Origin of the sequence: Microbispora sitophila, assembly GCF_014892245.1 — a bacterium.
Classification (GTDB): domain Bacteria; phylum Actinomycetota; class Actinomycetes; order Streptosporangiales; family Streptosporangiaceae; genus Microbispora; species Microbispora siamensis.
The window spans coordinates 148,839-162,697 of sequence record NZ_JADBGC010000012.1 but is presented as its reverse complement, the minus strand read 5'-3'; the positions used below and the strand labels follow the sequence as shown (position 1 = coordinate 162,697).

The window sequence follows — 13,859 nt, the reverse complement described above, 5'->3', positions numbered from 1 at the left end:
CCGGCGGCCTGAACCGGGCTCGCTCGGCCCGTCAGGCGCCGGCGTGCGGCATCCGGAGTCCCGCGCTACCGCGTGGGACGTCCTCCACGATCACGCCTTCACGATGTGGCGTCCCCGATCTCGACGGTGAGACCCTCCTCGGCGGCCAGCACGTCACCGCCGAACGCCGGCCGAGCGGCCGCCACGGAGGCGGCCCGGTCGTTGCCCGGCCAGAAGTGGGTGAGCATCAGCCGGCGCGCGCCCGCCCGCCGGGCCCAATGACCGGCCTCGGCGGACGTCATCAGATTGCGGGTGGAGCGGCCGGTCTCGCCGTCGCGGTCGGTGGCCTCGACGATGAACAGGTCGGCGCCGCGGCCGAGTTCGGCCAGTACCGGGGTCGGGCCGGTGTCCCCCGAGTAGGCCAGGACGATCCCGTCGGCCTCCAGGCGGACGCCCGCGTTGGGCACGTAGTGCGGAAGCGACAGTCCCGTCAGCTCGAAGGGCCCCACCCGGTGGCCGCCGGGCAGCGGATGCACCTCGAAGACCGCGTGAAGGTCGACGTCGGGTTCCAGACCGCCGAGTCGGTCGAGCACGCCCGGCGGGCAGTACAACGGCAGCCGCGGTCCACCCGGGTCGCCGTAGAACCGCATCCGGAACAGCGCGTGCAGGTCGATGCAGTGATCGGGGTGCTCGTGCGTGATGGCGACGGCGTCCACCGCACCGTCCGGCCAGTGCGCGAGCAGCCGGGGCAGCGTGGCGTACCCGAGGTCGAGCACCAGACGGTAGCCGTCCCAGTCCACCGCGAAACCACTGCAGGCCCGGCCCGGTTCGGGGAAGGCACCACAACTGCCGAGCACGGTGACCTGTCGCATCCGCACAGGATGTCAGATCGCGTTCCCGGCCGGGATCGTCGCCGTCGTGGTCAGGGCTGCTTCCTTCTGGGAAGATGACCACTTCATGCATGGACCGCTTATGCCGTGAGATGCCGCAGTAGCTCGACAACAAGGACGAACCCCCCATGAGACGATGGACTGCCCTGGCAGTCGCCGTACTGATCACGTCCGCATCCGTCGCCGCGGGCCCCGCCGCCGTCGCGCAGGGAGGTCTCCCCGATCCGGTGGACGCGCTCAAGCGGCAGTTCCGCAAGGAGCGCGGCGTCCGTACGTCGGAGACGGCGCGCGTGTTCTTCGGCGTGAGGTCCAGGAGCGCGTTCCGGATCAGCGGCACGGTGCAGTTCGGCCCTTCGGGCGCGGTGGCGGTCGACCTGACCTGGCGCGACGTACCCGAGCCTGGGACCGGCACGGGCGGGAAGCCGTCCGAGAAGCCGCCTTCCTATCGGGTCATCCGGGTCGGCAAGGACGTGTACTACGACGTCGCGCAGTATCCCGGGCCGGTCCCCGGCGGCAAGAAGTGGATCCGGAGAAACCACGCGGCGGGCATGACCCGTTATCTCGCCCCGGCCGCCAGCCTGCAGCCCGTCAACGTCTACGACCCGTCCATCCTGAAGGCGGTGCTGAAGCGGTCGAGGAGCACGCCGGTCTCCGGCGGTCGCCTCTACCAGGGCACGATGAGTCACAAGGAGATGGGCAGGGTCACGAAGGGCCACTACGTCGACCCGTTCTCGGGACTGTCCGCCAGGAAGAGCAAGGGGAAGATCTCCTGGCGGCTCTGGACCGGCCACGACGGCCTGGTCGCGCGCCTGGTCACCACCGACACCCTGGGGGCGGCGAAGACGTCGGTGTTCGCGCGGACGGACACGCGCTACACCGGCTGGGGATGCCGTCTCGTCATCACCGCCCCGCCCGCCGACGAGGTCATCGAGCAGGACGACCTGGCGGGGTACGTCCCCGAGCCCGAGCCGACTCTCTCGCCGGCCTAGGTCGTCCGCTGGAAGGTGGTTCGGTAGTTCGCGGGGGAGGTGCCGACGTGGCGGTGGAAGGCCGCCCGGAAGGCCGCTGGGCTGCCGAGACCGCTGAGGCGGGCGATCTGTTCGACGGGGGCTGTGGTCGTCTCCAGCAGTTCGCGGGCCCAGTCGATGCGGGCGGCGGTCAGCCAGGCCATCGGCGACGTGCCCGTCTCCTGCTGGAAGCGCCGGATGAACGTCCGGCGGGACATGTGCGCGCGGTGGGCGAGCTCGTCCACGGTCTGACGGCGAGCGAGGTTGCCGAGCATCCAGCTGCGGACCGGCGCGAGGCCCTCACCGCGGGCGTCCGGCCGGAAGCGCTCGATGAACTGCGCCTGGCCGCCGGAGCGCTGGGGCGGGGCGACGAGTGCCCGCGCGCGGGCATTGGCGGCCGCGGCACCGTGATCCCTTCGGATGATGTGCAGGCACAGGTCGACGCCCGCGGTCACTCCCGCCGAGGTGAGGATGTCGCCGTCGTCGACAAAGAGCCGGTTCGGCCGGATGTCGATCCGGGGGTACAGGCGCCGGAGCAGAGCGGTCTGCTGCCAGTGGGTCGTTGCGGGCCGCCCGTCCAGCAGCCCGGCAGCCGCCAGCGCGAAGGCCCCCGTGCAGATCGACACCAGCCGCGCTCCGCGCGCATGCGCCGAGCGGATCGCCTGCAGCACCGCGGCGGGAAGCGGGGCGTCCGGAGCCTGGTAGCCGGGGACGACGACGGTGCCGGCGTCCTGCAGCGCCTCCAGCCCGGCAGGCGTGGATACGGTGAACCCGCCGCTGCGGACCGGTCCCGCCGACGGATCGGCGCAGACGGTGACCTGGTAGTGCGGGTCCGTCCCGAAGGCCTGCGCCGGTATACCGAGGTCGAGCGGGAGGACTCCCGGAAGTGCCAGCACCGCGACGCGGTGTGCCTCTCCTTCCCACATGGCACGATCATAGCGATCAATGGCTCGCGTGCCACTGCCGGGGACGGCGGTCTGATTCGTAGCCTGCGCACATGGATTTCTCGCTCGACCTGCCCACCGGCCCCTTGGCCGAGGCCATCCTCTCCACCGTGCGTACCTCCGAGACCCCGTCGGTGGCCAATCACAGCGTGCGCAGCTTCTTGTTCGCCCAGCTCCTCGCCGCCCACGAGGGATGCCTGGAAGACCCCGCCTACGACCGTGACCTGCTGTTCGCCGCGACCGTCCTGCACGATCTGGGCACCGGCGACCTCGCCAAGGGCGAAGCCCGCTTCGAGGTGGAAGGCGCGGACCTGGCGGCGGACCTGCTGCGGGAGCACCGCGTCGCCGAGGCAGACATCGACCGCGTATGGGAGGCGATCGCCCTGCACGCCTCGCCCGGCATCGCCGAGCGCCGAGGCCTGCTGGCCTACCTCACTCGACAGGGCGTAGCCATCGACTTCGGGTGGAACGCGGAGATCGTCTCCGGGTGGGAGAAGCGGATCCACGCCGCCTATCCCCGCCTCGCCTTGGCCCGTTCGCTCGTCGATGCGATTGTGGAGCGAGCCGCCCGGTCAGCCGCCGCGGCCCCCCGCTACTCGATCGGCGGCGAACTGCTGCGCGAACGCCGGGCCGACGGTGTGACCGGCCTGGAACTCGCCGCCGCCGCCTCCCCCTGGGGAGAGTAACCGCCCTGTCGATACGGGGGGTGAATTTCATGGTCAGGTTGTAGGTGGACAGGGCGGCCGCGTTCGCATTGTGGTGGATCCCGTTCGTCGTCTATCTGGTGGACGCCTGGCCGAATTGGTGGCGTGACGTCCGCGCCGGCTCCACAGCTGATCGCTGTGCCTCTGATCTCCCATAGCGACTGACTGCGAGGTGGACGTCCGCGACGGGACCTTCAGAAGGCTGGGGCGGCGCGCGTCGCGCGCCGCCCGACCGGCCGGCCCGCGGCGGCCTCGCGAACTCGAGACCGCGCTCTTTTGAACGGCGGGAAAGCGGCAGGCTTCCGGCCCGCTGCCCCCAGGTGTCCGTATCACCTACGGCTATTTCTAGGCCATATTGTCGCCTCGGCCGTGACGGAAACCGCCGGATCTCGTCGCACCCGTCGGTCGCGACGAGATCCGGCCACCGCAGTCACAGCGTGACGGTCGACATGACGGCGTCGGGGTCGCCGGCGTGGGAAGCGGCTTCGATCACGGCCGTAGGAGCGGCGGGGACGAACCCGGTGGGCGTCCACCTCTGCAGGGGCCGGGTCGAAGCGCGCACGGTGACCCGGGCCGATGCTCCGGCCGGGAGGTCGACGGTGGCGAAGCCGAGCAGGACCCGGGTGGGGAAGTCGTCGGCGGCCGCGTCGATGCCGGTGGGCCGTCCGTAGAGCTGCACGACGTGGCGGCCCGCGCGGGAGCCGGTGTTGGTCACGGTCACGACGCCGGTGAAGGAGTCGCCGTCGGGAGCGCCGACGGTGAGGTCGGCGAGGGCGAAGCTTGTGTAGGACAGCCCGAAGCCGAGCGGGAATGCCGGTGCGTGGCCGTCCCGGTCCAGCAGTCGCTGGCCGAACCACTTGTCGTAGGTGATGGCGGTGGCGTCGCGGTCGAAGTACGGCAGGTGCTCCTCGGCGGCCGGGATCGAGTACGGCAGCCGTCCTGCGGCGTCGGCGTCGCCGAGCAGCACGTCGGCCAGGGCCCGGCCTCCCTCGCAGCCGGAGTACCAGGAGACCAGCACGGCGGGTACGGCGTCGCGCCACTCCTCGGTGATGACGGCCCCGGCGGTGACGATCACCACGACGGTGCGGGGGTTGGCCGCCGCCACGGCCCGGATGATGTCGGCGTCGACGGCCCGCAGCCGCAGGCTCGCGCGGTCGCCGCCGGCGCTTCCCCCGCTGATGGAGTCTACCGCGCCGGGCTCGGCCAGAAAGGACGCGAACGACAGCCCGGCGGGGTCGTCGCCGGGAGGCGGGAACAACGCCAGCAGCTCGGAGTTGGACAGCACGTCTCCGCCGACCCACTCGCCCTCGTCGGCGGCGGTGTAGCCGGCGACGACGACGGCGACGTCGGCCTGCCCGGCCGCGGCGGCGGCCGCCGCCGGGTCGTCGTCGGCCACATGGGTGATCCGGGCCTGCGGGAGCGCCTCGGTCAGACCCCGCAGCGCGGTGATCACCTCCGGGGCGCGCACGTCGGAGGAGCCGTTGTCGCCGGTGTTGGCCACGTCCGCAAGGCGCCCGATGACCGCCAGTGAGGTGAGGGCGTCCCGATGCAGGGGAAGCAGGGGCGCGTCGCCGACCGGGTCGTTCTTGAGCAGCACCATGCCGCGGGCGGCGACCTCGCGCGCCAGCGCGCGGTGCTCGGGGCCGAAGACCACGTCGAGCGAGGGCTCGGGCTCGGTGAGGGCGGCGTAGTGGCGCAGCTGGGTGCGCAGGACGCGGCGGGCCGCCCGGTCGACGTCGTCCCAGCTCGCCCGGCCCGCCTCCAGGTCGGCGGGCAGGTGCTCGGCGCGCTGCTGGCGGAAGGGCTCCTCCACGTCCAGCCCGGCGCGCAGCGAGGCGGCGGCGTCGCGCAGGCCCCAGATGAAGTCGGAGACGGTGACGCCCTCGAAGCCCCACATCCCGCGGAGCACGCCTTCCATCAGGTGCTCGTTCTGCCCGGCCCACTCGCCGTTGACGGAGTTGTAGGAGGTCATGACCCCCGACACGCCCTCTTCCACGACCCGGCGGAAGTGCGCCAGGTAGACCTCGTGCAGGGCCGCGTCGTCGGCGGTGACGTCGACCGTGAAGCGGGCGTTCTCCATGCTGTTGAGCGCGAAGTGCTTGACGACCGCCATGGCGTTGCGCTGCACCCCCCGGGTCAGCGCCGCGCCGAACTCGCCGAGCAGGATCGGGTCCTCGCCGTACGTCTCCTGCGCCCGCCCCCAGGCGGGGTGGCGGGGCAGGTTGACGCACACGCCGCCGAAGAAGTTGGCGCCCTGGGCGCGCAGCTCGCGCCCGATGGCGGTGCCGACGCGCTCCTCGAGGTCCACGTCCCAGGTGGCGCCGCGGGCCATGGAGACCGGGAACGCGGTCGACTGACCCATCACCACGCCGCGCGGGCCGTCGGAGAACAACAGGCCGGGGATGCCCAGCCGTTCGACGCGGCCCATCGGGATGGGGGTGAGGTTGTAGCCGTTGGTCATCATGTCGGCCATGCCCGGCCAGAACGGCAGGTCTCCGTCCAGCAGCCACAGGCGTTCTTCCCGGGTCAGCTGCGCCAGCAGCTCGTCGACGACCTCGTCCAGGGGCCGCCCGGCACGCACTGCGGTGACGGCGGCGGAGAAGGCGGTCGGAGAAGAGGGCGTCGACATGTGCACACAACTCTCTGAACAGGCGCGACAGTGCTGTCTACCACGCTATCTACCAAACGGTAGATAAACTAGGCTGGTATCGTGATCGAAATCAACCCCCGCCTCGGAGGAGCCAGGACGGCATGACCGCCTCACCGCGACGGCGCCGGCTGCCGCTCGCGGAACGCCGAGAGGAGATCCTCAAGGCGGCCACCGAGCTGATCGCCGCCTCCGGATTCAAGGGCGTCACCCTGGAGGCGTTCGCGGCGGCCTGCGGCATGACCAAGGCGGGATTGCTGCATCACTTCCGTTCCCGGGAGGAACTGCTCATCGCGGTCCTCGAACGCCGGGACACGCTCGACCTCACAAGCGTGGTCGACACGCTGGAACCGGCGCCCGACGCGGCCACCGCCCGCGCGGTCATGTCGGGATTCGTCCGCCGCAACCTCGCGCAGCGCTCACTCGTGCAGCTGTACACCGTGCTGTCGGCCGAGGCGCTGGACCCCGCGCACCCCGCGCACGCCTACTTCCGGACGCGACTCCGCGAGGGCCGCGCCATGCTGGAGCGCTACCTGCTGGCCTGGCATCCCCAGCCCGGTCCGGCGGCCGTGGACCTGCTCGCCTTCCTCGACGGCCTGCAGCTCAACTGGCTGCGCGACGCCGGCATCGACTTCCTCGCCCAGTGGGAGGCCTTCGCCGACCGGTTCTTCGCCGCCTGACCTTCCCGGGGGTCGCCGGCACGTACGCAAGGGTGGCGGTTGTCGGCCCTGTCGGCAGGAACCCGCAGGTCGGAGGCGTTCAACAACCCTCCGGAGTGGCGTAATCCCGCCGTTATCCAGGTATTCCTACCTGGAAGGTAGTCTTTGGCCTCATGGAGTTGGCGGACGCGAGACGGCGCCGGGCGGACAGGGCCCGCCAGGTCGCCGACCTGCTGCGGCGGGAGGTCGTGCACGGCGGTTTCGGCGGTGGTCACCTGCCGCTCGAGTCCGCCCTCGCCCGGGAGTTCGGGACCTCCCGCAACACGATCAGGGACGCCCTGGACCTGCTGCGCGACGAGGGCCTCATCGAGCGGTGCCCGGGAGTCGGCACCACGGTGGCCGCGGAGAAGTACCCGCACGGCCTGCACCGGCTTCTCGGCCTCGCCGAGACCCTCCGGGAGCACGGCGAGGTCACCAACGAGGTCCGGGCGATGGGGCTGATCCCGCCTCCGGCCGCCGTCCGGGGACGGCTCGGCCTGCCACCCGGCGAGTCCGTCGTCTACGTGGAGCGGCTGCGCAGGCTCAACGGGCTGCCGCTCTCGCTCGACCTGACCTACCTCGTACGCGAGGTGGGGGAGCCGCTCTTCGACGCCGACCTCGTGCACAACGACGTGTTCGTGCTGCTGGAACGGGTCGCCGGCCAGCCGCTCGGCGTGGCGGAGCTGACGATCGAGGCCGTGAACGCCGACGCCCACACCGCGGCCGTCCTCGACGCGCCGCGCGGCGCGGCGCTGCTGATGGTCGAGCGCCTCACTCACCTGTCCGACGGCCGCCCGGTCGACCTGGAGTTCGTCAGGTTCCGCGGCGACCGCCTCACCATGCGTGGCCATCTCTGGAGGAACACCGATGACCCTGGTCAATAGCCGCGTCGACGTGCCCGTCACGATCGACGAGTCGCTGTGCATCGAGGGCTGCACGCTGTGCGTGGACGTGTGCCCGCTCGACTCGCTGGCCATCCACGAGGTCAGCGGCAAGGCGTACATGCACGTGGACGAGTGCTGGTACTGCGGCCCCTGCGCCGACCGGTGCCCCGCGGACGCGGTCACGGTGAACATCCCCTATTTGCTCCGATAGAAGGACACCCCCATGCGTAAGCTCTTCGCCGCCGCGGCGCTGCTGGCCGCGGCCGGGTGCTCCGTGTCCGCCGGCGCCGACGACGGCAGGCAGACGGTCGTCGTCGGATACCAGTCGAAGACCATCAACACGGTGACGGCCGGGACGCTGCTGCGCGGCCTCGGCTACCTCGAAAAGCGCCTCGGCGACGGATACCGGGTCGAGTGGCAGGACTACGACACCGGCGCCCCGATCACCGCCAAGATGGTGGCCGGGAAGATCGACATCGGGTCGATGGGCGACTACCCGCTCCTCATCAACGCCTCCCGCACCCAGGGCGTGCCCTCCGCGCGGACCGAGCTCGTCTCGGTGACCGGCTACAACCTGCGTGGCGGGCTGAACTCGGTCGTCGTGCCCCCGTCGTCGGACGTGCGGACGCTGGCCGACCTGAAGGGGAAGAAGGTCTCGGCCAGCTCGGGGTCGGCCGGGCACGGCACGCTGATCCAGGCCCTGGAGCGGGCCGGGCTCGACCCCGCGACGGACGTGGAGGTCGTGAACCAGCAGCCGCCGGTCGGCGCGTCCGCGCTGCAGTCGGGCAACGTGCAGGGATACGCCCAGTTCGTGGCCTGGCCGGGACTGCTCGTCTTCAAGAACCAGGCCCGGCTCGTCTACGACGGGTCGGCGCTCGGCGTGCCGACGTTCCACGGCGTCGTCGTACGGCAGGCGTACGCGAAGGAGCACCCCGACGTGCTCCAGGCGTTCCTCCAGGCGCAGATCGACGCGACGAACTACCTCCACGAGCATCCCGTGGAGGCCGCCGAGGCGGTCGCGAAGGCCACCGGCCTGCCGCCCGAGGTGGTCTACCTCTACAACGGCCGCGACGGCATCGCCTCGTTCGACGTGACCGTGAAGCCGCAACTGCTGGCCGCGCTGCAGCACGACGAGAAGTACCTGAAAATCATCGGCACCGACTTCACCGACGTCGACGTGACGAAGTTCGCGAACGACTCCTACATCAGGAAGGCGTACGGCGCCTCCTACGACGCCGGCGCCGCGAGCACCGTCAACGCGGCGAGGATCACCGGGACCGACGAGGCCTGCGGGACCGCCGTGAGCGACCCGGCGAAGGCGGGCGAGCTCTGGCTCGCGGGGGAGGACCGGCTCCGTCCCGCGGCCACCCCCACCTGCCTGCTGCGCCAGATCGCCGCCGCCACCTCGGGCGGCCGATCCGTACGGGCCGCCTACGTGGCCGACGCGGCCACCGGGACGCACTGGTTCGCGGACAGGTCCGTCTGGGTGCGCGACCCCTCGGCGGACGAGAAGGAGCGGTTCAAGCCCTTCACCACCGGGGATGGCGCGCAGGCGTACGTGAAGGAGCACCCCCGGGCGCGGATCGTCGGCTACGACGAGGCGTTGAAGGCCGCGGCGGGAGGTGCGTCGCGATGAGCACCCCGGCGCTGGACGCCACGGACGCGCTCGCCGCCGGCGCTCCGGCCTCCGAGCCGGTCGCGGCGGGAACGGGCCGGACGAGAACGGCGGCCGGCCTGCGCAGGTGGGCGGTCAGGTTCGGCTCCCTGGCGGCCGTCGTCGCGCTGTGGCAGTGGCTGACGACCGCGGACGTCCGTGCCGGACTGCGCTTCGACCGGCTGCCCTCGCCCGCCGAGGTGGCGGCGGAGTTCGGCCGGCAGCTCGGCACCCGGATCTACTACCTCGACCTGGCCCAGAGCATGATCCGCATCCTCACCGGGTTCGCGCTGGCGGCCGTGGCCGGCATCGCCCTGGGCGTCCTGGTCGCGCGGTCCCGGTGGGCCCGTGACGTGCTGCTGCCGCCCGTCGAGGTCGTCCGGCCGATCCCGGCGATCGCCCTCGTCCCGATCGCGATCCTGGTGTTCCCCACCGACGAGCAGGGCATCGTGTTCATCACGTTCGCCGCGGCGTTCTTCCCGATCATGGTGAGCACGCGGCACGCCGTACGGGCGCTGCCGACGCTGTGGGAGGACGCGGTCCGCACGATGGGTGGCGGGCGCGCGCACGTGCTGTGGAACGTCGTCATCCCGGGCACGCTGCCGGGCGTATTCGGCGGGCTGTCCGTCGGCATGGGCGTCGCCTGGATCTGCGTGATCTCCGCCGAGATGATCTCCGGGGAGTTCGGCGTCGGCTACCGCACCTGGCACGCCTACACGGTGGTCGACTACCCGGCGGTGCTCGTCGGCATGGCGTCGATCGGCGTGCTCGGCTGGGTCGCCTCGGCCTCCGTCGAACTGCTCGGCCGGCGTCTCACCCGCTGGCTGCCCAGTGCTGATGAGGGGGCTTCGCCCCGTGCCGATGAGGGGGCCGGCGAGAGCGCGGAAGGGGACATCCGATGAGCGCCCCGGTCGCGCCCGCCCTGGAGACGGGGCTCGCCATCCGGCTGGAGGGCGTGTCCCTCGGTTACGGGCGGCACGCCGTGTTGGAGGACCTGCGTCTCGACGTCGCCCCCGGCGAGGTCCTGGTGATCGTCGGCCCGTCCGGATCGGGCAAGTCCACCGTCCTGCGGGCGATCGCCGGACTGCTGGCGCCGCGCGCCGGCCGGGTCCTGGCCCAGGGCGTCCCGGTCACCGGGCCCTCACCCGACCGCGCGATGGTCTTCCAGGACGACGCGTTGCTCCCCTGGCGGACGGTCCTGCGCAACGTCGAGCTGCCGCTGCGCATCCGCGGCGTGCCGAGGCGCGAGCGCAGGACGGCCGCCGAGAGCTGGATCGCCCGCGTCGGCCTCGCCGGCTGCGAGGACCGGCTGCCCCGGGAGCTGTCCGGCGGCATGCGGCAGCGGGTGCAGCTCGCCAGGTCCCTGGCGGGCGCGCCGCGCGCCGTGCTCATGGACGAGCCCTTCGGCGCGCTGGACGCGCAGACCCGGGCCGGGATGCAGCGCCTGCTGCTGGACGTGCTCCGCGACACCCTCGCCACGGTCGTCTTCGTCACCCACGACGTGGACGAGGCGCTGCTGCTCGCCGACCGGGTCGTCGTGCTCGGCCGCGGCGGCATCGGACGCGTCCTGCGCGTGCCGGACCCGCGCACCCCCGACATCGACCGCGCCGGGCTGCGCGCCCGCATCATCGAGGAGCTCTGAATGGACATCCCTGCCCCGGCGGACCGCACGCATCTGGAATGCCAGGTCCTGGTGGTCGGCGGCGGCACCGCCGGGACCATGGCCGCGATCACCGCCGCCGAGCGCGGCGCCGACGTGATCCTGCTGGAGAAGGCGCACGTACGGCACAGCGGCGCGCTGGCGATGGGCATGGACGGCGTGAACAACGCGGTCATCCCCGGCAAGGCCACGCCCGAGGACTACGTCGCCGAGATCACCAGGGCCAACGACGGGGTGGTCAACCAGCGCACGATCTACCAGACGGCCACGCGCGGCTACGACATGGTCCGGCGGCTGGAGCGCTACGGCGTGAAGTTCGAGAAGAACGAGCACGGTGAGTACGCGGTGCGCCGGGTCCACCGCTCGGGCAGCTACGTCCTGCCCATGCCGGAGGGCAAGGACGTCAAGAAGGTCCTCTACCGCGTGCTGCGCCGCCGCGACATCCGCGAGAAGGTGCGCATCGAGAACCGGGTGATGCCGGTCCGCGTGCTGACCAGCGAGGGCCGGGCCGTCGGCGTCGCCGGGTTCGACACCCGCTCGGGCGGGTTCGTCACGGTCGCCGCCGGCGCCGTGATCCTCGCCACCGGCGCCTGCGGGCGGCTCGGCCTGCCCGCCAGCGGCTACCTCTACGGCACGTACGAGAACCCGACCAACGCCGGGGACGGCTACGCGATGGCCTACCACGCGGGCGCGGAGCTCAGCGGCATCGAGTGCTTCCAGATCAACCCGCTGATCAAGGACTACAACGGCCCGGCCTGCGCGTACGTCGCCAACCCGTTCGGGGGCTACCAGGTCAACGCCGAGGGGGAGCGGTTCGTCGACTGCGACTACTGGTCGGGCCAGATGATGGCCGAGGTGGCCGGGGAGATCGCGTCGGCCCGCGGGCCGATCTACCTCAAGGTCAGCCACCTGCCGGACGAGACGCTCACCGCGCTCGAGAACATCCTGCACACCACCGAGCGCCCCACCCGGGGCACCTTCCACGCGGGACGCGGGCACGACTACCGCACCCACGACGTCGAGATGCACATCTCCGAGATCGGCCTGTGTGGCGGCCACTCCGCGTCGGGGGTCTGGGTGGACGAGAACGGCGCCACCACGGTCCCCGGCTTGTACGCCGCGGGCGACCTGGCCTGCGTGCCGCACAACTACATGATCGGGGCGTTCGTGTTCGGCGACCTCGCCGGCGCCCACGCCGCCGAGCACCACCGCCCGCCGGACGGCCTGCCGGAGGACCAGATCGCCGACGCGCACGAGCTGATCTACCGCCCGCTGCGCAACCCCGACGGCCCGCCGCAGCAGCAGGTCGAGTACAAGCTGCGGAGGTTCGTCAACGACTACGTCGCCCCGCCGAAGACCGCCAGGAAGCTGGACATCGCGCTGGAGACGTTCGAGCGGATGCGCGACGAGATCGCGGTCATGGGCGCGAGGACCCCGCACGAGCTGATGCGCTGCGCCGAGGTGACGTTCATCAGGGACTGCGCCGAGATGGCCGCCAGGTCCTCGCTGATCCGGACCGAGAGCAGGTGGGGCCTCTACCACGACCGCGCCGACCTGCCCCGCCGGGACGACGACGAGTGGCTCTACCACCTCAACCTGCGCAAGAACGCCGCAGGGGCGATGGAGTTCGTCAAGCGCCCGGTCGAGCCCTACCTCGTGCCCGTCGAGGGCTTCGCCCCCCGCCCGGCCGAGCCGGTCCTGCTCGGCGCGTACGGCACGGCGGTCCCGGCGCGGCGCAGGGCGGGCGGGCGGCTCGCGGTGGAGGCGATCGGGCGCTCGCCCCGCATCCTCGAACTCCTGCGGCTCGCCGACGGCGAGCCCGCGCTGGACCAGATCACTCCCTACCTGGCGGAGGCCGACCCCAAGGTCCGCAGGGCGGCCGTCGCGACGCTGACCGAGACCGCGCCCCGGGGTGTGGAGACCGCGCTGACCCGGGCCCTCGCCGATCCGCACGGCACGGTGCGGCGGGCGGCGGCCACCGGCCTGCGCGAACTCGTCGAGGTGCTGCCCGCGACCGCCGAGTTCGGCGCGTCGCTCCGCGCCGTCGCCGGTTACGCGGGAGCGGGCGGAGCGGAGGCCGCGGCCGATGGGGCGGGGGCCGGGGCCGATGGGGCGGGGGGTGCGGCGGGGGATCCGCTCGTCCGCGCCGCCGTCCTCGACGTCCTGCGGGCGCTGCGCCTCGGTGACGCCGCGTTGTTCGAGGCGGCGCTCGCGGACGCCGACACCCGGGTGCGGATCGAGGCGGTCAGGGGCCTGGTCGCGCTCGACGACGCGGAGCGGGTGGCGCTGGCCGCCGGCGACCGGGACCGCGAGGTACGCGTCTGGGCGGCCAGGGGGCTCGGCGTCATCGGCCTGCCGGGCGGCGTCCCCGCCGTCGCGCGCCTCGCCGCCGACCCCGACCCGCTCGTCCGGGCGGCGGCCCTGGAGGCGTTCGCCGGGCTCGGCCAGGCTCTGCATCAGCAGCCGGGCTTCGCGGAGACGGCCGTACGGGCCCTGGCGGATCCGGCCTGGCAGGCGAGGGTGGGGGCGGCGCGCGGACTGGCCGCCGCCGACCCGGCCCTGGCGGTGGAACCGCTGGTGGCGGCGCTGGCCGACCCGCACCTCGACGTGCGCAAGGCCGCGGTGCTCTCGCTGTCCGGGTGGGCGGCGCGGCCGGAGGTCGCCGCGGCCCTGCACGGCGCTCTCGGCGACTCCGACGCCGACGTCAGGGCCTACGCCCGCAGGGCGCTGGACGCCGAGGCGGCCGAAGGCTCGAGTGCGGTCCCGGCGGGGGCCCGGGCATGAGCTCGCCC

At 72.5% G+C, this 13,859-nt stretch carries 12 protein-coding genes; 9 read left to right on the top strand and 3 right to left on the bottom strand.

Annotated features, from left to right (window positions below; translation table 11 throughout):
- Nucleotides 1-98: 98 nt before the first annotated feature.
- A complete protein-coding gene (locus IL992_RS23005) occupies nt 99-851 on the bottom strand; it encodes an MBL fold metallo-hydrolase (protein ID WP_193205433.1) in 753 nt (250 codons plus the stop codon).
- A gap of 146 nt (nt 852-997) precedes the next feature.
- Here IL992_RS23005 and IL992_RS23000 point away from each other — a divergent pair, with 146 nt between their 5' ends.
- On the top strand, nt 998-1,858 hold the full coding sequence (locus tag IL992_RS23000) for a hypothetical protein (RefSeq protein ID WP_193205432.1): 861 nt from the start codon (nt 998-1,000) through the stop codon (nt 1,856-1,858).
- On the opposite strand, the gene IL992_RS22995 is transcribed toward IL992_RS23000, so the two are convergent.
- A complete protein-coding gene (locus IL992_RS22995) occupies nt 1,855-2,802 on the bottom strand; it encodes a GlxA family transcriptional regulator (protein WP_193205431.1) in 948 nt (315 codons plus the stop codon). The genes IL992_RS23000 and IL992_RS22995 overlap by 4 nt on opposite strands.
- Before the next feature lie 71 nt (nt 2,803-2,873).
- On the opposite strand from IL992_RS22995, the gene IL992_RS22990 reads away from it, so the two are divergent.
- The gene (locus IL992_RS22990; protein ID WP_193205430.1) at nt 2,874-3,506 is read left to right on the top strand and encodes an HD domain-containing protein; all 633 of its coding nucleotides are present in this window, start codon (nt 2,874-2,876) and stop codon (nt 3,504-3,506) included.
- Between the two features lie 448 nt (nt 3,507-3,954).
- Here the strand turns inward: IL992_RS22990 and IL992_RS22985 are convergent, their stop codons facing one another.
- On the bottom strand, nt 3,955-6,153 hold the full coding sequence (locus IL992_RS22985) for a glycoside hydrolase family 3 protein (protein ID WP_193205429.1): 2,199 nt from the start codon (nt 6,151-6,153) through the stop codon (nt 3,955-3,957).
- A 122-nt stretch (nt 6,154-6,275) separates the two neighbouring features.
- Here IL992_RS22985 and IL992_RS22980 point away from each other — a divergent pair, with 122 nt between their 5' ends.
- From IL992_RS22980 to IL992_RS22950, 7 genes are all read left to right on the top strand, one after another.
- A complete protein-coding gene (locus tag IL992_RS22980; protein ID WP_193205428.1) occupies nt 6,276-6,851 on the top strand; it encodes a TetR/AcrR family transcriptional regulator in 576 nt (191 codons plus the stop codon).
- Between the two features lie 152 nt (nt 6,852-7,003).
- A complete protein-coding gene (locus IL992_RS22975; RefSeq protein ID WP_079312944.1) occupies nt 7,004-7,753 on the top strand; it encodes a GntR family transcriptional regulator in 750 nt (249 codons plus the stop codon).
- On the top strand, nt 7,737-7,964 hold the full coding sequence (locus IL992_RS22970; protein WP_079312946.1) for an indolepyruvate ferredoxin oxidoreductase subunit alpha: 228 nt from the start codon (nt 7,737-7,739) through the stop codon (nt 7,962-7,964). The genes IL992_RS22975 and IL992_RS22970 overlap by 17 nt, the downstream gene beginning before the upstream one ends.
- A 12-nt stretch (nt 7,965-7,976) precedes the next feature.
- On the top strand, nt 7,977-9,389 hold the full coding sequence (locus IL992_RS22965; protein ID WP_193205427.1) for an ABC transporter substrate-binding protein: 1,413 nt from the start codon (nt 7,977-7,979) through the stop codon (nt 9,387-9,389).
- Complete coding sequence (locus IL992_RS22960; RefSeq protein ID WP_193205426.1) at nt 9,386-10,309, top strand: ABC transporter permease; 924 nt, start codon at nt 9,386-9,388, stop codon at nt 10,307-10,309. The genes IL992_RS22965 and IL992_RS22960 overlap by 4 nt, the downstream gene beginning before the upstream one ends.
- On the top strand, nt 10,306-11,049 hold the full coding sequence (locus IL992_RS22955; RefSeq protein ID WP_193205425.1) for an ABC transporter ATP-binding protein: 744 nt from the start codon (nt 10,306-10,308) through the stop codon (nt 11,047-11,049). The genes IL992_RS22960 and IL992_RS22955 overlap by 4 nt, the downstream gene beginning before the upstream one ends.
- Nucleotides 11,050-13,851, top strand: a complete 2,802-nt coding sequence (locus IL992_RS22950) for a fumarate reductase/succinate dehydrogenase flavoprotein subunit (RefSeq protein WP_193205424.1) — start codon at nt 11,050-11,052, stop codon at nt 13,849-13,851.
- Nucleotides 13,852-13,859 lie beyond the last annotated feature (8 nt).

Bases quoted from the DNA above. Each gene is read 5' to 3' on its own strand.
- IL992_RS22990 (WP_193205430.1), top strand. From the start codon at position 2,874: ATGGATTTCTCGCTCGACCTGCCCACCGGCCCCTTGGCCGAGGCCATC.
- IL992_RS23005 (WP_193205433.1), bottom strand. From the start codon at position 851: ATGCGACAGGTCACCGTGCTCGGCAGTTGTGGTGCCTTCCCCGAACCG.
- IL992_RS22985 (WP_193205429.1), bottom strand. From the start codon at position 6,153: ATGTCGACGCCCTCTTCTCCGACCGCCTTCTCCGCCGCCGTCACCGCA.
- IL992_RS22950 (WP_193205424.1), top strand. From the start codon at position 11,050: ATGGACATCCCTGCCCCGGCGGACCGCACGCATCTGGAATGCCAGGTC.
- IL992_RS22975 (WP_079312944.1), top strand. From the start codon at position 7,004: ATGGAGTTGGCGGACGCGAGACGGCGCCGGGCGGACAGGGCCCGCCAG.
- IL992_RS22980 (WP_193205428.1), top strand. From the start codon at position 6,276: ATGACCGCCTCACCGCGACGGCGCCGGCTGCCGCTCGCGGAACGCCGA.
- IL992_RS22970 (WP_079312946.1), top strand. From the start codon at position 7,737: ATGACCCTGGTCAATAGCCGCGTCGACGTGCCCGTCACGATCGACGAG.
- IL992_RS22955 (WP_193205425.1), top strand. From the start codon at position 10,306: ATGAGCGCCCCGGTCGCGCCCGCCCTGGAGACGGGGCTCGCCATCCGG.
- IL992_RS22995 (WP_193205431.1), bottom strand. From the start codon at position 2,802: ATGTGGGAAGGAGAGGCACACCGCGTCGCGGTGCTGGCACTTCCGGGA.
- IL992_RS22965 (WP_193205427.1), top strand. From the start codon at position 7,977: ATGCGTAAGCTCTTCGCCGCCGCGGCGCTGCTGGCCGCGGCCGGGTGC.
- IL992_RS22960 (WP_193205426.1), top strand. From the start codon at position 9,386: ATGAGCACCCCGGCGCTGGACGCCACGGACGCGCTCGCCGCCGGCGCT.
- IL992_RS23000 (WP_193205432.1), top strand. From the start codon at position 998: ATGAGACGATGGACTGCCCTGGCAGTCGCCGTACTGATCACGTCCGCA.